16 protein-coding genes and 1 pseudogene are annotated in these 15,980 nt (G+C 42.2%); 8 read left to right on the forward strand and 9 right to left on the reverse strand.

Features of this window, described 5'->3' with window-relative positions; genetic code table 11:
• The first annotated feature begins 5 nt into the window (after positions 1 to 5).
• From murC to lpxC, 6 genes are all read left to right on the forward strand, one after another.
• On the forward strand, positions 6 to 1,415 hold the full coding sequence (gene murC / locus AAGD16_RS02520; protein WP_216712925.1) for a UDP-N-acetylmuramate--L-alanine ligase: 1,410 nt from the start codon (positions 6 to 8) through the stop codon (positions 1,413 to 1,415).
• Positions 1,412 to 2,332, forward strand: coding sequence for a D-alanine--D-alanine ligase (locus AAGD16_RS02525; RefSeq protein WP_028834436.1), 921 nt, complete (start codon positions 1,412 to 1,414; stop codon positions 2,330 to 2,332). Before murC ends, AAGD16_RS02525 begins: the two co-directional genes overlap by 4 nt.
• A gap of 1 nt (position 2,333) precedes the next feature.
• On the forward strand, positions 2,334 to 3,095 hold the full coding sequence (locus tag AAGD16_RS02530; RefSeq protein ID WP_013464059.1) for a cell division protein FtsQ/DivIB: 762 nt from the start codon (positions 2,334 to 2,336) through the stop codon (positions 3,093 to 3,095).
• 13 nt (positions 3,096 to 3,108) lie between these two features.
• Complete coding sequence (gene ftsA, locus AAGD16_RS02535; RefSeq protein WP_013464060.1) at positions 3,109 to 4,341, forward strand: cell division protein FtsA; 1,233 nt, start codon at positions 3,109 to 3,111, stop codon at positions 4,339 to 4,341.
• Positions 4,342 to 4,362: 21 nt separating this feature from the next.
• The gene (ftsZ, locus tag AAGD16_RS02540) at positions 4,363 to 5,616 is read left to right on the forward strand and encodes a cell division protein FtsZ (protein ID WP_377113428.1); all 1,254 of its coding nucleotides are present in this window, start codon (positions 4,363 to 4,365) and stop codon (positions 5,614 to 5,616) included.
• A gap of 106 nt (positions 5,617 to 5,722) precedes the next feature.
• A complete protein-coding gene (gene lpxC / locus AAGD16_RS02545) occupies positions 5,723 to 6,634 on the forward strand; it encodes a UDP-3-O-acyl-N-acetylglucosamine deacetylase (RefSeq protein WP_013464062.1) in 912 nt (303 codons plus the stop codon).
• Between the two features lie 103 nt (positions 6,635 to 6,737).
• On the opposite strand, the gene yjjG is transcribed toward lpxC, so the two are convergent.
• From yjjG to AAGD16_RS02560, 3 genes are read right to left on the reverse strand one after another with little or no spacing between them, the layout of a single operon-like run.
• Positions 6,738 to 7,412, reverse strand: coding sequence for a pyrimidine 5'-nucleotidase (gene yjjG / locus AAGD16_RS02550; protein ID WP_013464063.1), 675 nt, complete (start codon positions 7,410 to 7,412; stop codon positions 6,738 to 6,740).
• A gap of 11 nt (positions 7,413 to 7,423) precedes the next feature.
• On the reverse strand, positions 7,424 to 7,963 hold the full coding sequence (yjjX, locus tag AAGD16_RS02555) for an inosine/xanthosine triphosphatase (RefSeq protein WP_377113432.1): 540 nt from the start codon (positions 7,961 to 7,963) through the stop codon (positions 7,424 to 7,426).
• Between the two features lie 60 nt (positions 7,964 to 8,023).
• Positions 8,024 to 8,923 carry a phosphoribulokinase gene (locus AAGD16_RS02560; RefSeq protein WP_008114793.1) on the reverse strand — a complete coding sequence of 300 codons (900 nt, stop codon included), beginning with the start codon at positions 8,921 to 8,923 and terminating at the stop codon, positions 8,024 to 8,026.
• Between the two features lie 115 nt (positions 8,924 to 9,038).
• Here AAGD16_RS02560 and AAGD16_RS02565 point away from each other — a divergent pair, with 115 nt between their 5' ends.
• Complete coding sequence (locus tag AAGD16_RS02565; RefSeq protein ID WP_013464066.1) at positions 9,039 to 9,908, forward strand: hypothetical protein; 870 nt, start codon at positions 9,039 to 9,041, stop codon at positions 9,906 to 9,908.
• 333 nt (positions 9,909 to 10,241) lie between these two features.
• Entirely contained in the window at positions 10,242 to 10,607 is a 366-nt protein-coding gene (locus AAGD16_RS02570) for a hypothetical protein (protein ID WP_013464067.1), read from the forward strand.
• 266 nt (positions 10,608 to 10,873) lie between these two features.
• On the opposite strand, the gene AAGD16_RS02575 is transcribed toward AAGD16_RS02570, so the two are convergent.
• The 6 genes and pseudogenes from AAGD16_RS02575 to AAGD16_RS02600 form a co-directional block, all read right to left on the reverse strand.
• Positions 10,874 to 13,447: a M1 family metallopeptidase gene (locus tag AAGD16_RS02575; RefSeq protein ID WP_036956010.1), complete on the reverse strand. Its 2,574-nt coding sequence runs from the start codon at positions 13,445 to 13,447 to the stop codon at positions 10,874 to 10,876.
• A 114-nt stretch (positions 13,448 to 13,561) separates the two neighbouring features.
• On the reverse strand, positions 13,562 to 14,242 hold the full coding sequence (locus AAGD16_RS02580; protein WP_013464069.1) for a hypothetical protein: 681 nt from the start codon (positions 14,240 to 14,242) through the stop codon (positions 13,562 to 13,564).
• 89 nt (positions 14,243 to 14,331) lie between these two features.
• On the reverse strand, positions 14,332 to 14,682 hold the full coding sequence (locus AAGD16_RS02585; RefSeq protein ID WP_013464070.1) for a DUF2750 domain-containing protein: 351 nt from the start codon (positions 14,680 to 14,682) through the stop codon (positions 14,332 to 14,334).
• Between the two features lie 11 nt (positions 14,683 to 14,693).
• Positions 14,694 to 15,011, reverse strand: a pseudogene (locus AAGD16_RS02590) (glutathione S-transferase family protein); the annotation flags it as partial.
• Positions 15,012 to 15,312: 301 nt separating this feature from the next.
• Entirely contained in the window at positions 15,313 to 15,591 is a 279-nt protein-coding gene (locus AAGD16_RS02595; RefSeq protein ID WP_013464072.1) for a glutathione S-transferase family protein, read from the reverse strand.
• A 69-nt stretch (positions 15,592 to 15,660) separates the two neighbouring features.
• A complete protein-coding gene (locus AAGD16_RS02600; protein ID WP_013464073.1) occupies positions 15,661 to 15,942 on the reverse strand; it encodes a peptidylprolyl isomerase in 282 nt (93 codons plus the stop codon).
• Positions 15,943 to 15,980: the final 38 nt, after the last annotated feature.

The raw sequence follows: 15,980 nt of genomic DNA on the forward strand, positions 1-15,980 counted from the left end.
CAGCGATGCGCCGCATTGAAACTATTCACTTTGTAGGAATAGGCGGTGCAGGCATGGGCGGCATTGCAGAAGTACTTGCTTTTGAAGGTTACCGTATTACCGGTTCAGATATAGCTCACAGCGCAATGACTGAGCGTTTAATTAAAGCCGGTGCTGAAGTATTTATTGGCCATCATGAAAATAACGTAAAAGACGCCAATGTGGTGGTGGTTTCAAGTGCAATAGATAAAACAAATCCTGAAATTCAAGCCGCGCAAGCTGCGCGTATTCCGGTGGTTCGTCGTGCAGAAATGTTAGCTGAACTGATGCGCTTTCGCCACGGTATTGCCATTGCGGGCACCCATGGTAAAACGACCACAACCAGCTTAATTGCGAGCATTTATGCACAAGCCGGGCTCGATCCAACCTTTATTATTGGTGGTTTGCTTAACAGTGCTGGCAGCAATGCTAAGGTAGGTAAAAGTGACTTTTTAATCGCCGAAGCAGATGAAAGCGATGCCTCATTTTTGCACTTACAGCCTATGGTGTCGGTGATCACTAATATTGAAGAAGATCACATGGAAACCTACGGCGGTAGTTTAGAAAAAATGAAAGATACTTATGTTGAATTCATTCATAACCTGCCGTTTTACGGGTTAGCGGTGGTGTGTATTGATTCAGACGTTGCTGCTGAATTGATCCCCCGTTTTGGTCGTCCGGTGATCACTTATGGTGAGTCACACGAGGCTGATTATCGAATGAGTGACTTTAGCCAAACAGCGAACACATGCCAATTTACGGTGACTAATAAACAAGGTGAGAGTTTAACCGCCAAGCTGAATATGCCGGGTAAACATAATGCCCTTAATGCAACCGCAGCGATTGCCGTGGCTAAAGATCAAAATATTGCGAATCATGCAATTTTAGCGGCTTTAGATACTTTTGAAGGTATTGGCCGTCGTTTTCAGCACTACGGTGAATTTGAAAATGAACGCGGCAGCGTGATGCTTGTTGATGACTATGGCCATCACCCATCAGAAGTGGCCGCTACTATCACTGCAGCACGAGAAGGCTGGCCTGATAAGCGTTTAGTGATGGTGTATCAGCCGCACCGTTATACGCGTACTCGCGATTTATACGAAGATTTTGTTAAGGTATTGGCTGAGGTTGATCAGCTTTTATTACTCGATGTTTACAGTGCTGGCGAAGAGCCGATTGTTGGCGCTGATAGTAAGAGTTTATGCCGTAGTTTGCGCCAGCGTGGCAAAGAGCCATTACATGTAGCCTCAAGCTCAGAGCTTGCGGGCGTACTTGCCAACTGCCTACAAAATAACGACCTAGTGCTCACACAAGGTGCGGGTAACATAGGTCAGCTTGTTAAAAATTTAGCAGCCACGAATATGTCGATAGAAAAATTAAAGCAAGGTGAAGTATGACACAGGTAAATTCCCAGTTTGGTAAAGTAGCGGTGCTGCTAGGTGGAAACTCAGCAGAGCGCGACGTGTCATTAAAATCTGGTCAAGCGGTATTAAATGCGCTGTTAGAAGTTGGCATTGATGCGATAGCGTTTGATCCACAAAATCGTTCGTTATGGGAATTAAAGTCGTTAAACGTTGATCGCGTTTTTATTGCTTTACATGGGCGTGGTGGTGAAGACGGCACGGTACAAGGTGCTCTAGAATTTATGAACCTGCCGTATACCGGCAGTAATGTTCTGGGTTCGGCACTGGCAATGGATAAAATTCGTTGTAAGCATTTGTTTAAATCGGCAGGCTTAAGCACCGCACCTTATGCCGTGGTTGATGCTAAAAAAGGCTTTGATGCCAATGCCATTATGGCGCAATTTAAAAAGGTAATGGTTAAGCCATCGCACGAAGGCTCCAGTATCGGTATGGCGCAAGCAAGCTCTGCAGAAGAACTTGAAGATGCGCTCACTAATGCATTTAAGTTCGACAGCCAAGTATTGGTAGAGCAGTGGATCACGGGTCGCGAATTTACCATTACGGTATTGGGTGATGAAGTACAACCTGTGATTGAAATGAGCACCCCAAATGGATTTTATGACTACCAAGCTAAATATCAGTCAAATAGTACGCAATATCATTGCCCTGCTGATTTATCACCATCGGATACTCAAAAATTACAAGCGATGGCGCTTGATGCGTTTGATTTAGTGGGTGCAAGTGGCTGGGGACGAGTCGATGCGATGCAAGATGAACAAGGACATTTTTACTTACTAGAAGTGAATACCGTACCGGGCATGACAGAAAAATCATTGGTGCCAATGGCAGCAAAAGCCAACGGGGCAAGTTTTGAGCAATTAGTTGTTCGCATTTTGGAGCAAACCCTTTAATATGCATCCCTTTTTAGAGAAAGCGCAGCAACTAAAACAGCAACTTAACTGGTCGCTGATTTTTGGAGTGAGTTTTTTTCTAGCCGTGGTGATAGGGTTAATTGAAATAACCAGTGGGGTTTCGCACTGGTTAGTTGAAAATAAAGATGCACAAATTAAGCATTTAACGGTGTTGGGGAATCCTAAGTACACCGATGAAAAAGCAATAACAGCGGCAATAAAAAAAGCAGATTTAAGCAGTTTTTTTGAGCTAAACGTAAAGCAAGTTCAGCATTTAGTACAAGAGCTGCCTTGGGTTGCAACGGTATCGGTAAGAAAACAATGGCCTGATACCATTCAAGTTTACGTGGTAGAACATCAAGCGGTTGCTCACTGGAATAGTGACTTGCTGATTAATCAAAGCGGTGACGCGTTTGAAGCAAAAAGTGATAAATTAAGTGCCACTTTACCCCAACTATATGGGCCAGAGGGCAGTGAAAAAGAAGCATGGGTAGCGTTTAAACAGTTTGATGAAATGCTCAAAGTCAATGCATTAACGCTCACTAGCCTTGCGCTATCTGAGCGGTTTTCGTGGCAACTTTGGTTAGATAACGGTGTGCGTTTAAATTTAGGACGCAAAGATAAAGCCAAACGTGTACAACGTTTTATAGACGTTTATTCACGTATAGAAAAACGTGCTGATGCACAGATAGATGCAATTGATTTACGCTACGATACCGGCCTTGCAGTGAGCTATAAGCCACTGCAAGAACAGCAATTATAATAAAGAGTAAGGCATGACTAAGTCAGCAGAAAGAAACCTAGTGATTGGATTAGACGTTGGCACTTCTAAAGTAGTGGCCACGGTAGGTGAAATCACCACAGATAACAAGCTCAGCATTGTTGGCGTGGGGAGCCAAGTATCTCATGGAATGGATAAAGGCGGTGTTAACGATTTAAATTTAGTGTCTGAGTCTATTCGCCGCGCTATAGATGAAGCCGAATTGATGGCTGATTGTCGTATTAGCTCGGTTTATTTGGGTATTTCTGGCAAGCATATTCAGTGTCAGAACGAAAGCGGTGTTGTGGCTATTAATAACACCGAAGTAACCGATGAAGACATTGAAAATGTAATACACATTGCTCGTTCAGTGCCAATTTCAGCTGAACGCAAAATGTTGCATGCTTTGCCGCAAGAGTACAGTATTGATATGCAAGAGGGGATTAAAAACCCACTCGGCATGAGTGGTGTGCGCATGGAAGCACGCGCGCACATTATTACCTGCTCCAACGACATGGCTAAAAATATAGAAAAATGTGTTGAACGTTGCGGGCTTGAAGTTGACCAACTTATATTCACAGCGCTTGCTTCGTGTTATTCCGTACTGACGGATGACGAAAAAGAGTTAGGTGTTGCGGTGCTTGATATTGGTGGTGGTACTATGGATATCACTATTTATATTAATGGTGCGCTGCGTCATTCGGCGGTTATTCCGGTGGCAGGTAACCAAGTAACCGGTGATATTGCAAAAATATTTCGTACACCTATATCACATGCTGAGTCACTCAAAGTACAATATGCCTGTGCAAGTAGCCAAATGGCGAGCAGCGAAGACACGATTGAAGTGCCAAGCGTAGGTGGGCGACCAGCAAGACTGATGTCTAGGCACACGTTATCAGAAGTGGTTGAGCCACGTTTTAGAGAATTATTTGAACTGGCGATGGAAGAAATTCGTCGTTCAGGATTAGAAGACCAAATTGCAGCAGGTCTCGTTATTACTGGCGGAACTGCTAAAATGACTGGCGCAATGGAAGTGGCTGAAGATATTTTTCAGATGCCAGTAAGAATAGGTAAACCAATTGGTGTAGTAGGTTTAACTGATTATGTTGATGATCCATCGTACGCAACCGCTGTAGGTTTGTTACAATACGGGCGTACTATGCAGTCGATGAATGCACAAAAGTCGAAAGCGGATGATAATAATAATTGGTGGAACCGCATCACAAAATGGTTTCAAGGCGAGTTTTAGTACTCAAGTCGGAGAGTAAATATGTTTGATATAATGGAACAACACAGCGAAGAAGCTGTAATAAAAGTAATCGGTGTTGGTGGCGGCGGCGGTAACGCAGTTGAGCACATGGTAAAACAACAAATAGAAGGTGTTCGTTTTATTGCAGCGAATACGGATGCACAAGCATTACGTAATTCAGCCGCTGATGTAACGGTACAATTAGGTACGCAAATAACCTCTGGGTTAGGTGCGGGTGCAAACCCTGAAGTAGGCCGTGAATCAGCTGAAGAAGATGCCGAAACCATTCGTGCCAGCCTTGAAGGCGCCGATATGGTATTTATAGCGGCAGGTATGGGCGGCGGTACAGGGACCGGAGCAGCGCCAGTCGTGGCTAAAATTGCTAAAGAGCTGGGCATTCTAACCGTGGCAGTTGTAACGCGTCCATTTGATTTTGAAGGTAAAAAACGTGCTGCTGCTGCAGAGCAGGGGATTAGCGAATTGTCTGAAATTGTGGACTCGTTAATTACTATTCCAAATAACAAATTACTAAAAGTATTAGGTAAAGGGACAACTTTATTGGATGCATTTGCTAAAGCAAATGACGTATTATTTGGTGCGGTACAGGGTATTGCTGAGCTAATCACACGCTCGGGTCTAATTAACGTGGATTTCGCCGACGTACGTACTGTTATGTCTGCAATGGGTACAGCCATGATGGGGACTGCATCTGCCTCGGGTCCTGATCGTGCACAAGAAGCAGCAGAAGCGGCTATTTCAAGCCCATTACTAGAAGACGTTGATTTAACCGGTGCTAAAGGTATCTTGGTTAATATTACTGCCGGCATGGATATCGCGATTGAAGAATTTGAAATCGTAGGTAATCACGTTAAGGCGCTAGCGTCTGAAAACGCAACGGTGGTTGTGGGTGCGGTAATCGACCCTGAAATGACAGACGAGCTACGTGTAACGGTTGTTGCAACTGGCTTAGGCGGCGATCGTCGTCCACAGTTTGGTATTGTAGATAATGGCTTTAAAAAAGCATCAGGTTCTGATGTAGCCAGTTCAAGCACGCAAACAAGCAGCAGCATGTATGTTCCTAGCTTTGCAAGCCAAGGCGCAAGTACAGAAGAGCCTGCAACGACTACGCAAACAGAATCAAAAGAGCAAAGCACATCGACGAGCTCTTCAAGTTCTTCAGCGAATACGTCGTCAAGCAGTGCTAAGAAAACAGATAAATCTGAAGGTGGCGATTATTTCGACATCCCTGCTTTTTTACGTAAACAAGCAGATTAATAAAAAACAGTACTTTTGTGCGAAATGTGAACGAATATTGTAGTTATACCGTATTTATGCTACACTCCGCCGTCTAACTGTAATATATACTAAAGTGAGCGAACCTATGATTAAACAGCGTACGATTGCACAAGTAGTCAAAGCCATAGGAATTGGACTTCATAAAGGTGAGAAGGTCACAATAACTCTCCGACCTGCGAGCGCAAATACTGGGATTGTATTTCGTCGTGTCGACCTTGATCCGGTTGTTGATTTTGAAACAACACCTGAAGCCGTTGGTGATACGCAATTGTGTACCTGTTTAATTAACAAAGATGGCGTTCGCTTATCGACTACTGAGCACTTAATTGCGGCGGTTGCGGCAATGGGTATCGACAATTTAATTGTTGAACTTGATAGCTCAGAAGTACCAATAATGGATGGAAGTGCATTGCCATTCATTTATTTATTACAAAAAGGCGGCATTGAAGAGCAAAATGTTGCAAAACGCTTTATTCGTATTAAAGAAAAAGTACGTATTGAAGAAGGTGATAAATGGGCCGAAGTAGAACCTTACGACGGATTCCACATCGATTTCGAAATTGCTTTTGATCACCCTGCAATCAATGAAAGCCGCCAACGTGTTGGTTTAGATATTACGGCACAAAGCTTTACTGAAGAGATAAGCCGTGCGCGTACTTTTGGCTTTATGAAAGACATTGAATACATGCATGCGAACAACCTAGCACTAGGTGGCAGCATGGATAGCGCAGTTGTACTTGATGAATTTAAAGTTTTAAATCCGAACGGTTTGCGTTACGCAGACGAGTTCGTCAAGCATAAGATTCTAGACTGTGTAGGTGACATGTTTATGACAGGTCACAACCTTTTAGGCAAAGTAACCGCATTTAAATCAGGTCATGATTTAAATAATAAGTTACTACGCAAAATTATGGCAACTGAGTCAGCATGGGAGTGGGCAACCTTTGAAACGCCTGTGACGATGCCTGCACCCGGCCTTGAGCTAGCTAACGCCTAATTAGTTAATCACTTATATACAGTTATAAAAAATGACGCTTATTAGCGTCATTTTTTTGTTTGTTAATTAGCTAAACAGCTAAATTACACACAGGCTTTTATTATCAAAGTCCTAATATAGTTTGCAATTGTTTAAGCTGGGTTACCTGATATGTTGGTTTAATTCCCTCAGGCAAGTTCACGCCAGGATGTTGCAGCCAACAAGTGTCAATTCCCACATTTTGACCGCCAAGAATATCACTGCTAGCGGTATCACCGACCATTAAAATTTGCTCTTTCGGTGGATTACCCATTAAGTTAAAGGTGTGCTCAAATATCTCTTTTGCAGGTTTAGCAATGCCGACTTGCTCAGAAATAACCAACCAGTCAAACATATCTTGCAGCCCTGTATGCGCTAGGCGACGTGCTTGTAACTGAGAAAAACCATTGGTAATAATGCCCAGCTTGGCATGGGGTTTAAGGGCATTTAATAATTCAACGGCGCCGGGTAAAGGCATACAAATTTCGGCCATTGCTGATAAAAAATCATCATTGAGCTGTTGAGCTGGCACATCTAGTTTATTTGCCAGTTCGCTAAAACGAGTTACTTGTAAGTGACTTGAGGTGATCTCGTTGTTTTGATAAGCAATCCATAATGACTTATTGGTGTTTTGATAATGGGCATAATCTGCCTCGGTAAAATCCATGTCATAGGTTGCTAGCATGTTTTTAAGGCCAGCAAAGGCATTAAAGCTAAATAAGGTTTCGTCGGCATCAAATAATACGTAGTTATACTTCATTAAAACATCCGTTATTGATTATATAGAGTGGGATTAAGAAAAGGCGCCATGGCGAGTGTCAGCGCTTGAGTATAGGTACTTTCTCGTGTTGCATGATGATCAGTTAATAAGCCAATAGCCCCCCCTTGCTGTTTAATATTGGTGGTATTAAAAGCTTTATCCATCACGTCACCAAGCTCTTCACCTTGAAGCAATGCTTTATAAAACACAGTGGGCAGGGGTAAGTTACTACTTCGGCCTGTAACTTGCTGTGCGCCATCATCAATAACTACATAGGCAAAGGTCGCCGTACCATAGCTAAATTGCGCTGCACCACCTTCCATCGCCACATAGTAGTCTGCCTGATAGTGGTTTTTACAGTAATTAACGCGATTTTGTGCCCCTAAGCAGGTTTGCTCTTCACCTAAGGGTTGATCGGGTACCTCTGAGGGCGCGTGAACACCACTACATTCGATTACACGCTCAGGAAAATACATCGCAAAAATATGTTTAGCGGCATTGATTTTTACTGGGTTTTTAGACCCAACAATAATTTTAATTGATTGCGACATATTAAACTCGTCATACTTAAAATCAGCAGTGTACGTGAGTTAGGGTTCACAAAAAAGAGTCTAAATAGGAATTTCAGGCGGGGCTAACTTTGCTAAGGCGCGTTTTTTCAAAATAATATCTTTTATTAGAGGCGTGAGCACCAGTTCCATCGCGAGACCCATTTTACCACCAGGCACCACTAAGGTGTTTATACGCGACATAAAACTGCCTTCAATCATCCGCAAATAATACGGAAAATCAACATCATCAATCCCCCTAAAGCGAATCACAACAAAGCTTTCATCAAGGGAGGGGATATCTTTAGCGCTAAATGGGTTGGAAGTATCAACGGTGGGGACTCGCTGAAAGTTAATATGGGTACGAGAAAATTGCGGCGTTATATGATTAATGTAGTCATCCATACTGCGCACAATAGAGTCCATGACTTTTTCACGAGAGTGGCCGCGTTCTGAGGTGTCGCGAATGAGCTTTTGGATCCATTCAAGGTTAATAATAGGCACCATGCCTATGAGTAAATCAACATGTTTAGCAACATCATGATCTTCATCAACTACACCGCCATGTAGACCTTCGTAAAACATCAGATCTGTATTTTGCTCAAGCTCTTGCCATGGGGTAAATGTCCCAGGTAACTGGTTATAAGGCACGGCTTCATCAAAGGTGTGTAAATAACGGCGAAGTTTTCCTTCGCCTGTTTCACCGTATTTAGTAAATAAGTCTTCTAAGGCGCCAAAGTCGTTAGCTTCTCGGCCAAAATAGCTAATGTGTTTACTTTCTTGCTGTGCTTCACGAATTTTTTTGTCCATTTCAGGACGTGTATAACGATGAAAGCTATCACCTTCGATAAATGCCGCATTGATATCAAGGCTACGGAAAATATGCTTCACGGCGTTAGTGGTGGTCGTTGTGCCCGCTCCAGATGAACCGGTGATTGCAATAATAGGGTGTTTAGCTGACATGTTTGTTCTCTTTTTTATGACCCGTTAGTTATAAAGAGTTGACTGACTTAGGTCAAGTGACGTCATTAGTAAATAACGTTATCATGAGGTGCTTAAAATTAAAACGAGAGAAAGCATGAAACTGATTAAACCATTGTTAGGGCTTATAGCTATAAATGCTTTAACGCTAGATATTGCTCAGGCAAGTATGCCTAAAAGCCAAATTTTGCTCGCCGATTTAAATACTCCGCATGGTATACGTGTAAGCATTGTTAGTGATAAAACGAGCTATAACAATCAACCCCATTTAACCGACACCGGCCTATACTATACCCGAGAAATAATCAGTAATGACCAGAGTCAAACAGATATTGCGCTTTACAGCTTATCATCAAAACAAACGTCTATGGTCACTAATACGCCACAAAGTGAATACTCGCCCACTTTAACACCGGATGGGCAGCACTTATCGGCGATTGTCGTTGAAGACGATGGTAAACAAAAGCTATGGCAATATCCGTTGGCACCCGAGTTGGCTGCAAGTCGTATTTTTGATTGGATTGAACCTGTAGGCTATCACGCTTGGGGAAGTAACAACGATTTAGTGATGTTTATTTTAGGCGAACCACACACTTTGCAATATACCTCGGTTGCTGCGGCAAAAGGTGAGGTGGTAGCAAGCGATATTGGTCGCACGCTTATTTATAATAAAGCGCAGGCTGAGTTTTTATTTAGCCATAGTAAACACGGGCAGCATCACTTAGCGCGTTTTGATCCACAAACTAAGCAAGTTACCGATATACTTAGACTGCCAAACCAAGTACAAGACTTCATCTTAAAAGATGAAAATACCATTGCTTACGCAATTAAAAACCGTGTTTACCAGCGTAAATTAACACGCGGCTCTGCTATATCGCAGTGGCTTGATTTAAGCCAATATTGCGATACTGAAATAAGCCGGTTGAGTTATAAAAATCAGCAATTAGCGTTTGTGTGTAGTGAATAAATAAATTTCGGACTTTCACTCATGCATGAGTTAGTCTAGGGTCTGTTGACCTTTGCGGATTACAATTTGTTCAAACTAGGGGCGGTTTAATCGCGGCGCGAGGTTTGTAACCTAGTGGGCTAAGTCAAAACTGAGCAACAAAGAGTAAATCGCCCCTAGGCAGAACCCGAAGGGCAGTGCCTGTTTGGCATTGATGCTGCGTTATCGCCTATTTATGGGGAATAACCACATCACATATGCTTTACCTTGGCTAAATACCAAACAGACTGCTGCAAATTTAACTTTGAAAGGTCAACAGATCCTAACCCCCTATTAAATAAAAAGGAAAGTCACGTGGCATTTAGTGCAGACGAGTTAACCGAGCAGCTGATCAAACTAGAGTGTAGAAGTAACTTTAAAATAAAAAACATAGCTGAGTATATGCTAGTAAACTCTAAAGAGGCGTTTTATACCCATGCTGAAGCAGGTAAAGGTAAAATTGTGATCCGCCCGGCATTTGAAGTGTTTAGCGATGACTTTACTGATATTGATGGGGTTGTGCGTACTCAAGGCTATTTTCATAGCAGTGAAATGACCCGTTTTCCTACCCGTATTTATAAAAGTACGCAGCCTATTCATTATGGTGTCGCTTTTAAAATTAACTCTGAACAAGCGGCAAAAGAGTTTATAGCTAAGCTAACGATGATTATTGGCGGTTAATAGAGTGGTGCAGGGCTAAAGGCAAAAGGTGCAAGATAAAATCTTTAACCCTTAACCCTTAACCCTTAACCCTTAACCTTTGTCTTTAATTACTACCTCTAAAAGCGCAGCGCCTCTTAACCTCTTTGTGAATAAATTTTTTAAGATCTTATTACACAAAGAGAAGACAATGAGAAGTAAATGAGAAAACATCAGCCATTAGCCCGAGTTTGAGGTTTTCGGCCCGTTACTCGTCGCCCGCAGCCCGCCATCCTTTAAACTTTAACTTATTTGCTATTTAAAAAGCTATTGACTGATTTCAGTTCACGGTTTTTAAGTGCAATACAGTCATTGGTACTCTCTGCAAGTTTACTTAATGTACGCGCATAACCGGGTACAGCTTCCAGTTTAGCGTCAAAGAAACTTTGCGTTGTAGCTAAACTGTCAGCGTCACAGCTGGCGGTAGTAAAGTAAGGTAAGTTTGGCACAAAAAATGGTGGCAAGCTTGCTGTTACTTTATCGTAGTTGTTATAAATCCAATCAATAAACAGTGCTTGGCGTTCATCGGTGTAACTTTGACCCGATAAAATAGTACGCATATCAGAAGCCGTTACTTCGTCTGTTAAGCTATACGCCAGTACCGCTTTTTGTAGTTCAGGTTTACCAAAGTAACCCATTGCTGCCAGCATATTGGTACGCACTTGTGGATCTTTGGTGGTTTTAAAGGTTGTCATAAACTGATCTAGCAACGCCTTATCCCCATGAAAAGCCGCAAGACGTAAATAAGTACCTGCTAAATAAGGGTCTACCTTTTGTGGATCGTTTAAGTAAGCTTGTGTTTGCTGTTTGGCTTTATTGATCACATTTTTATCTTCACCATCAAACCCTAAGCGTGATACCACCGCGGCACGAAGTTGAGCTACTGCGCCATCTTCGCCCATTTTTGCTTCTAGGCCATATTTTTTAGCGGCAGGCATCACCGCATTTTGAATAAACGTAGGCCATAAATCTTTATTGCTATCGTCTTTAAAAGTACGCTGCTGTGACGCTAAATAACCTAAAGCAGTATTAGCAACACGCGGATGACTATCGCTGGCAAATACTTCAAGCGTTTGCATTAATTTAGCCGCTGAAATGACACCGGCATCAAGTAGGGCATCTGTTGCCGATAATAGGGCTAAGCGTTCACGGTCGTTTAATACCCTAGCTGCATTATCTATTAACGCATTAAATTGCGCATCATCCATTACCCAACGGTAATAACCTAGCGCGCCTTGATCTGGATAAATCCACTCTGGTTCAAAGTCTAATGCTAGCGTTTGGCTTTGTTTATTTAATAATACATTGGCTGTTTGTACTTTATCGCCAGCACCATATTTAATCGCAACCGGTACATTCCACAGTTGAGCAGGGGCTTCAACACCGGCATTGGCAAAACGACTTTGCGAAATCGTAATGCTTTTACCTTGCTGCTTAACGTTAATTAGCGGGAATGACGACTGTTCAATAAACGATTTTAAAACGCTCGCTACATCTTTATTTGAAGCCTTACCAAGTGCTTCCCATAAATCGGCAGCTTCTGCATTTTTATAGGAGAATTCTTTTAAGTAGTTCTGAATACCAGCTTGAAATGCCTCTTCGCCAATCCAGTTTTCAACCATCGCCAGTACTGAGCTGCCTTTGCTGTAGGCAAGGCCTAAACCGTCCATAATATCGGCTTCGGTTTTAATTGGTTTACGAATTGGCTTAGTGCTTAAACGTGCATCTAACGCCATTACGTTGTTTTGTGGTAAATCTAGGTGTGATTCAAACTCAGGATTAAGCTGCTTAGTAATTTTTGCCGCCATCCAGCTTGCAAACGCCTCGTTTAACCATAAGTCGTTCCACCACTTCATAGTCACTAAGTTACCGTACCATTGGTGAGCTAATTCATGGGCAATAATAGAGACATTACGTTGTTTTTTACTACGCGTTGCAGCTTCTAAATCAACCAGAAGAATATCTTCGCGGTAAGTCACTAAGCCTGAGTTTTCCATAGCGCCAAACGGAAACTCTGGAACAGCCACTGAATCTAGCTTTTTATATACATAAGGAATACCAAAGTACTCTTCAAGTGCGCCCAGTACTTTAGGCATGTTCTCTTTTGCATATTGCGCTAAATGAATTTTACCTTGTGGGGTGATCACACGCCCAGGAATAGGCATGCCTTTAATTTCTAGCTCTTCAAATGGACCTACAGCCATAGCCACTAAGTAAGATGGAATTGGTGGCGTTTTATCAAAGTAATGGGTGGTCATATCGCCATTCACCGTCGTTTTTAGCTCAGGTGTATTTGAATACACTTTTTGTGAGGTGGGGGCGGTAATGGTTAACTGAAACGGAATTTTATAGCTTGGTTCGTCAAACACCGGAAATGCACGGCGCGCATCACTCATTTCAAATTGCGTGAACAAGTACGGAACGCCTTGATCTAGGGTTTTATATAACCCCACACTCTGGCGGTTATAAGGCGCTGAAAAATCTATTTTTAAGGTGTATTTACCTGGCTGAATTTGCTCTTCACAGCTAAATTTAACTTTACCTGTTTTAAGCATTTCGCTGTTTAAATCACAGTTTTGCTCACCTAGGAGTTGCACCATTTTAGTTGCATAATCAACACCATTGAGCTCAATGTAGTGTGTTGGTTTGAGCACTTCTAAGCTGATCTCGGTCATTCCTGTAAAGGTATCCTGACTTGGGTCGAGCGTTAAAGCGACTTTTTGTGAACTTGGCTTTGCGAGTTTTTCAATGACGAATTCGTTAGCGTGAGCAGCATTCATCGCAAGCGCAACGCTCACGGTTAAGAGGCTTTTTAAAAACATAGTTATCCCTAGATTTTTTGTTGTTAGAAACAGTCATATAGACGGCACTTCATCCTAACAGCTTTTTTTACTAGAGTAAGCGCAGATCGCTAAGGAAAAGAGTAACAAAGTTTGTCAGTGGCTATCTCGGGCTAAAAACCGCTGCCAATGAATATGGGAATTGATAACCCGGATCTGTTGTAGTACCTTATTTAACAAGGCTATATCGTTAAAGTTATCATGAGGGTAATCATTAAAGCCCATTAAATAATTAAAGCAGTCTTTGTTGCCTGCTTGCAGGGCATAAATACGAATTTGCTGTTCAAAGTTAAGCCGTAAGCTACTAATGGCGGTTTTCATACCGAGTTGATCCACCGAAGGAATTGCACATTTTTGCAAATACCCCGCGCGTTCACCTTCTCCCGAAAACCATATGCGCACTTTTTCGCTATAGCGCCCTGTTTTAGCAGGAAGATCGAACATTAAACGGGAGTGATTTTGTGCTTTTACATAAGCTAAATAGTCATTAAACCCAGCGCTAATAAGGGCGTGATGAACAGGCACTAAACGTGGCTTAATTTTACCGTGGGTATGAAAACTAAAACAGAGAATATTATTTTTAAGTATTAGGTCATCAAGGGTTAAGCAGCCAATTTCATCACTGTAAGCGCCACTGTAATAAGCAATTAAGGGCAGCCAAAAATGCCAGTGTTTAGCTTGTTCGCGGGCAAGCCGTGTATCACTATAAATATATCCGTTATAGAGCGTATGCAGCTCCATAGCTGAAAATGGACGACGACCAAGATGGGTTTTCAACGTATTACCTTGACAGTTTTTATTATTTTTATACCCCAACTAACCGTTGCTGTTAGTTGGGATAATGTCAGCGAACTAACGCCTAAAACTTATTCGCTTAGCGCGCGAGCTAAACCAACTGGTTCAATTTCTACACACACCTGATCGTCATTCCAATTTAAACCCACTAATGCATCATCAGATTTTAGGTCTTCAACCCAATCATCTAAAAACTCATCAAGGTTTATTTCTACAGGGCTGTAGTCTTGCCACTCTTCTTTACATTGTGCTTGTGCTGCGTCTTGTGATTCCCACAGTAAAAGTACATCGGTGTCGTCAAACTGATTTGACTCACATACAACAAAGCCACCATCATCGGCACCCAGTGCCCAGATCTGCTCACTAACACGTACTTTTTCTACAAAGCTAACTAGTTGTGATTCAATTTCGATATCGCTCATGTATCCACCTTTTAAAATTTAAGTCGAGGGTTGGTATTTTTAGCCGCTTGACGCTGACTAAACGCTTCATAAAACTTAACTAATTGCGGCTGCGCGCTAAAATCAGTGAGTTCACGAAAGCATATCCAATCAAGTAAGCAGTATAAACTGATGTTGAGGCATTCACAGCTTTTAAATTCATCATCGCATAAATGATCATTTAAATAGTGTAATGTTTGCGCAACTCGCTCATTTTGCAGATTAAAAAACAGCTTATCGGCTTGCGTATCAAATCCAGAACGTTGGCATAACAGTAATTCAACGAATGAATCATTGCAGGCATTGATGCTAGGGCCTGTTGACCTTTACGGATTAAAATTTCTTCAAACTAGGGGCGATTTAATCGCGGCGCGAGGTTTGTAACCTAGTGGGCTAAGTAAAAACCGAGCAAAGCTTCCGCGTCCTGCTCACGCCCCTTACCTACATCCATGTAGGCAACAAAGAGTTAATCGCCCCTAGGCAGAACCCTTCGGGCAGCGCCTGTTTGGCATTAATGCTACGTTATCGCCTATTTATGGGGAATAACCACACCACATAGGCTCTGCCTTGCCTAAATACCAAACAGACTGCTGTAAATTTAACCTTGAAAGATCAACAGGCCCTAATTAAAAAGTGCTCTTGAGGCCATGTAAGTGGGGGTTGCTGGGTTTTTTCAAGTAAATAACGCAGTATGGTATTTGAATCACTTAGGGTAAGCGTGTCATCGACCAATATAGGAATTTTGGCTGCTGGATTTTTTGTGACCACCAACGGCCGATCGTCTTTAGAAAAAATATCGAGATTAATAAATTCAAGCGCACAATTGTTTTGTTGTGCCCAGATTCTAATACGGCGAACATAAGGGGAAGGAATAGAGCCAAATAGTTGCATAATGGGGCTTTTGCCAACTCCACATAAATAAAAAGCCGCTGATGCGGCTTTATTAATAAATCGATTTACTTACTCTGAGCGGCTGGTTATTTCTAATAAATGGTAACCAAACTGTGTTTGTACAGGGCCTTGTACTTGATTTAGCGGCGCTGAAAATACCACCTTGTCAAATTCAGGCACCATCATACCTGGGCCAAACTCACCTAATGCACCACCATCTTGACCTGATGGACAATTAGAGTGCAGTTTAGCGAGTTCTGCAAAGTCTTCACCTTGCTCAATTTTATCTTTAAGGTCTAAACATTGTGCTTCACTGTCTACGAGTATGTGCCTTGCACTTGCAACTGCCATAAGTTCTCCTACCTGTAAGTTTAGTTTTTTAAATTTGA

It is taken from the genome of Pseudoalteromonas sp. M58, assembly GCF_042604605.1.
Taxonomy (GTDB): domain Bacteria; phylum Pseudomonadota; class Gammaproteobacteria; order Enterobacterales; family Alteromonadaceae; genus Pseudoalteromonas; species Pseudoalteromonas tetraodonis.

Coding starts and splice junctions, on each gene's coding strand:
- murC (WP_216712925.1), top strand. CDS start 6: ATGCGCCGCATTGAAACTATTCACTTTGTAGGAATAGGCGGTGCAGGC.
- AAGD16_RS02525 (WP_028834436.1), top strand. CDS start 1,412: ATGACACAGGTAAATTCCCAGTTTGGTAAAGTAGCGGTGCTGCTAGGT.
- AAGD16_RS02530 (WP_013464059.1), top strand. CDS start 2,334: ATGCATCCCTTTTTAGAGAAAGCGCAGCAACTAAAACAGCAACTTAAC.
- ftsA (WP_013464060.1), top strand. CDS start 3,109: ATGACTAAGTCAGCAGAAAGAAACCTAGTGATTGGATTAGACGTTGGC.
- ftsZ (WP_377113428.1), top strand. CDS start 4,363: ATGTTTGATATAATGGAACAACACAGCGAAGAAGCTGTAATAAAAGTA.
- lpxC (WP_013464062.1), top strand. CDS start 5,723: ATGATTAAACAGCGTACGATTGCACAAGTAGTCAAAGCCATAGGAATT.
- yjjG (WP_013464063.1), bottom strand. CDS start 7,412: ATGAAGTATAACTACGTATTATTTGATGCCGACGAAACCTTATTTAGC.
- yjjX (WP_377113432.1), bottom strand. CDS start 7,963: ATGTCGCAATCAATTAAAATTATTGTTGGGTCTAAAAACCCAGTAAAA.
- AAGD16_RS02560 (WP_008114793.1), bottom strand. CDS start 8,923: ATGTCAGCTAAACACCCTATTATTGCAATCACCGGTTCATCTGGAGCG.
- AAGD16_RS02565 (WP_013464066.1), top strand. CDS start 9,039: ATGAAACTGATTAAACCATTGTTAGGGCTTATAGCTATAAATGCTTTA.
- AAGD16_RS02575 (WP_036956010.1), bottom strand. CDS start 13,447: ATGTTTTTAAAAAGCCTCTTAACCGTGAGCGTTGCGCTTGCGATGAAT.
- AAGD16_RS02585 (WP_013464070.1), bottom strand. CDS start 14,682: ATGAGCGATATCGAAATTGAATCACAACTAGTTAGCTTTGTAGAAAAA.
- AAGD16_RS02595 (WP_013464072.1), bottom strand. CDS start 15,591: ATGCAACTATTTGGCTCTATTCCTTCCCCTTATGTTCGCCGTATTAGA.
- AAGD16_RS02600 (WP_013464073.1), bottom strand. CDS start 15,942: ATGGCAGTTGCAAGTGCAAGGCACATACTCGTAGACAGTGAAGCACAA.